1 protein-coding gene and 3 pseudogenes are annotated in these 3,456 nt (G+C 52.1%); 1 reads left to right on the plus strand and 3 read right to left on the minus strand.

Annotated elements, in window-relative coordinates:
• Nucleotides 1-184 precede the first annotated feature (184 nt).
• Nucleotides 185-1,303 (plus strand): glycosyltransferase, encoded by a 1,119-nt coding sequence (locus QZ506_RS11220; protein WP_291971116.1) that lies wholly within the window; start codon nt 185-187, stop codon nt 1,301-1,303.
• 1 nt (nt 1,304) lies between these two features.
• On the opposite strand, the pseudogene hcr reads toward QZ506_RS11220, so the two are convergent.
• The 3 pseudogenes from hcr to QZ506_RS11235 all read right to left on the minus strand — a co-directional run.
• Nucleotides 1,305-2,305, minus strand: a pseudogene (gene hcr / locus QZ506_RS11225) (NADH oxidoreductase).
• 59 nt (nt 2,306-2,364) lie between these two features.
• Nucleotides 2,365-3,274 (minus strand): annotated as a pseudogene (gene hcp / locus QZ506_RS11230) (hydroxylamine reductase); the annotation flags it as partial.
• Between the two features lie 57 nt (nt 3,275-3,331).
• Nucleotides 3,332-3,456 (minus strand): annotated as a pseudogene (locus QZ506_RS11235) (IS5/IS1182 family transposase); the annotation flags it as partial.

Raw genomic sequence — 3,456 nt, forward strand, 5'->3', positions numbered from 1 at the left:
GACACACCTGTTTTGGATTAAAATGCTGATCGCATCCGGGATGCATCACCACGCTCTGGATTTAACATACTGATTTTACGTCAAGGGAATCCGCAGCCTTTATGGCTACGCAGCATAATATCTATTTATTCAACAAAGCCGGTGTTTGAGGGTAAGGTGCTGGTTGTTTTTACTAGGTTTATTTATGAGAAAACGCATTCTCTACACGGAATCCTCTAAGCATGTTGGCGGGCAGGAATTGCAAGCCATGATGCAATTACAGGCCTTACAACATCTAGGTTTTGAGGTGCTGTTGGCATGTCGCCCGGAAAGTGAAGTCGCTACACTTGCCGCAGAAAAACATATTCCAATATACCCGATTACATTTCGAAATAGTTATCATTTCCCCTCGCTGTGGCGTTTCAGACAGCTTATTAATGAATATCATCCCTTATTTGTCGTCAGTCACAGCGGGCATGATGCAAATATTGCTGCACTGGCAACCAAGCTGACCTGGAACAAGCCAACGCTCGTGCGGCAAAAAACCTATCTTACCAGCAGGATTAAGCCGTTTAGCACCAATTATCTGGCAGATCAGGTGGTGGTGCCCAGTAGTGGTATGAAGCGCGCGATGGTGGCGGGTGGCTGTCGTGATGAAAAAATTGAGGTAGTCGCACCCGGGTTTGACTTTGCTACCTTGCATGCTCAAAGTGAGCGTCCTTTGCCTGTCTCTGTGCAATGTTGGCTGGAGGCCGGTACGTCGCCTGTCATTGTACAGGTCGGTATGCTGCGTGGTGAAAAAGGGCATGATACCGCGTTGGCCGCGTTTGCGGCACTCAAGCAGTCAGGCCATGCATTTCGTTATCTGATCGTTGGTGATGGCCCTGAGTACAAGGTTATCAACGCGATGATTGCACGCTATGGTTTGCAAGATAACGTGCTAATGGCGGGCAAGCTGTTTCCGGCTGCGGCCGTCTACCGGCATGCAGATCTAGTGTTGATGCCTTCACGTAATGAGTCTTTTGGGATGGCACTGGTTGAGGCGATGTATTTTGGCGTCCCGGTGATGGCGAGTGACGTGGGAGGAATCCCGGATGTTATCCGCCATCAGGAAAATGGCGTATTGTTGCCGTGCGATGATGTTGCGGCATGGCAGAATGCTATTGCTGATTTCCTTATGCATCCTGCTCCCTACCGTCAGAGTGCCCGCCACGCCAGCGACGACGTGATGTTGCGCTACTCTATCGATGCCTGCGTCAAAAAAATTATCGCATTGTCCTATAAGGAACCCACACCAGCGGTTGCGGGTGTGGCAAAGCCTTAGGTTACGCCAGTACCGTATCACCGTGCAGTTGGCAACTGCACGCGAGCACATAGCCTTGTGCAATCTCTTCTGCTGTCAGCGTCATGGTGCTACTGGTGGTGTAATCGCCGGAAAGCACTTTAGTTTTGCAACTGCCGCATACGCCTGCGCGGCAGGCGGCATTAACGGTTATTTTATGGCTTTCCAACGCAGCTAACAGACTGATGCCCACCGGAACACGCAGTGTATTAAGCGGCTGGCGAATGGTCAGCGTCAACTGCTCACCGTCCTCTTCCAGTGATTCAGCACCAATCTGGAACTGTTCTTTGTAAAAACGTGTTGCGGGGACGCCAGCATCGGCGACCGGTGCGGCAACGTGCGGCCGCAGGTCATCACCATGCGCTGTGCCAGATCCGGCACGGCTTGTTTCAGTAACTCAGGTGTTAACCTTCCGGCGAGAAAACCAGTTTCGGCGTCAAATTCGGCGACCAACGTCAGCGTCAGCTGTGATGGATAGTGCTCTGTAAGGCGTTGCCACTCCGTGGCAAAAATCACCTGCTGCGGGTTACGAGCATTAAAGATAACCTGCAAGTGAACGTTGGGGCGGTGCGCCAATAACCAGCGACTCATCGACATAATGGGCGTAACGCCACAGCCTGCGGCCATCATCAGATAACATTCCTGTTCGGCATGACCTGCATCAACGCAGGTAAATTCACCTTGTGCATCGGAAAGTCACAGATAGTCGCTAGGGTTGACCTGCTGCGTCAGCCAGCCTGAGCCCGTCCCCTGTTCTACACGCAGCACCGTCAGCGTGATAAACGGGCTTAATCCTAGGGCTGAGGAGAGGGTATAGGCGCGCAGGGTATCGGGGTCGTTGGCAATGCAAACCAGTGCATACTGTCCCGGGCGATAGGGGTAGAAATCGTGATTAATCAGCGAAAGCGTCCAGACGTCAGGCGTTTCCTGACGAATGGAGTGAACTTGCATGCGGTTCGGGCGTGCGGAGGTCGGTTGTGTCATGAGTGCCCTTCAAACAGCACAAGCGACGCGTTGCCGCGCCGCTTGTTATCCTATTGCTCTCAAGCGGACAGAATAGTGTTGATGTCTTCTTCTACGGTGGTTATCGAACGCATACCGAATTTTTCGTTCAGTACGGCCAGCAGGTTATCCGTCAGGAAGCAGGGGGCGGTAGGACCGGTTCTGATGTTTTTGACGCCCAGCGACAGCAACGTGAGCAGAATGACGATAGCTTTTTGCTCAAACCAGGAGAGTATCAGGCTCAATGGCAGGTCGTTCACGCCGCAGCCTAGTTTTTCTGCCAGTTTCACGGCCAGAATGATGGCTGAGTAGGCATCGTTACACTGGCAGACATCGAGCAGAAGCGGTAACCCTTCCAGCGTGCCAAAGTCCAGCTTGTTAAAGCGATATTTGCCGCATGCCAGCGTCATTATCAGGCAATCATCAGGAACACTACGGGTGAAATCGGTGAAGTAGCTGCGTTCACTGCTGCTGCCGTCACATCCCCCCCACCAGGAACACATGACGCAACTTACCGTTAGCCACCAAATCGATCACGGTATCCGCCGCGCTGAGCAGGGTCTTACGCCCGAAACCGACGGTAATGTTGTGCTCGATTTCACTGTACGGGAAACCGGCTAGGTCTTGTGGCTGAGCAATAATCTGTCTGAAATCATCGCCTTACAGATGGTTGACGCCCGGCCAACCCACAATGCTGCGTGTCCAGATACTATCGCCGTAGTTTCCGACATTCGGGTCGATGATACAGTTTGAGGTTATCACGATAGGGCCTAGGAACTTGGCAAATTCAACCTGCTGGTTCTGCCATCCACTGCCGTAGTTACCCACCAGATGCGAGAATTTTTTCAAATCGGGATAGCAGTGCGCCGGTAAAATTTCACCGTGGGTGTAAATGTTGACGCCAGTGCCTTCGGTCTGTTCCAACAGCATCCGCAGGTCTCTCAAATCGTGACGGCTTTGTTGAATAAATCAGAACTTGTAACGACTGCGCACCATACGGGTCGATTGTTACGTGATGCGAATACTGTTCGGCATTCCTAATAGCGTGATCCGGTTAAGCGCTTTGACCATGGCCATGGCTTCACCCACCTGAGCATCGTAGTCTCTCAGACTTAGATGACCACCCAGAAGCC

It is taken from the genome of Candidatus Symbiopectobacterium sp., from assembly GCF_020054415.1.
Lineage (GTDB): Bacteria > Pseudomonadota > Gammaproteobacteria > Enterobacterales > Enterobacteriaceae > Symbiopectobacterium.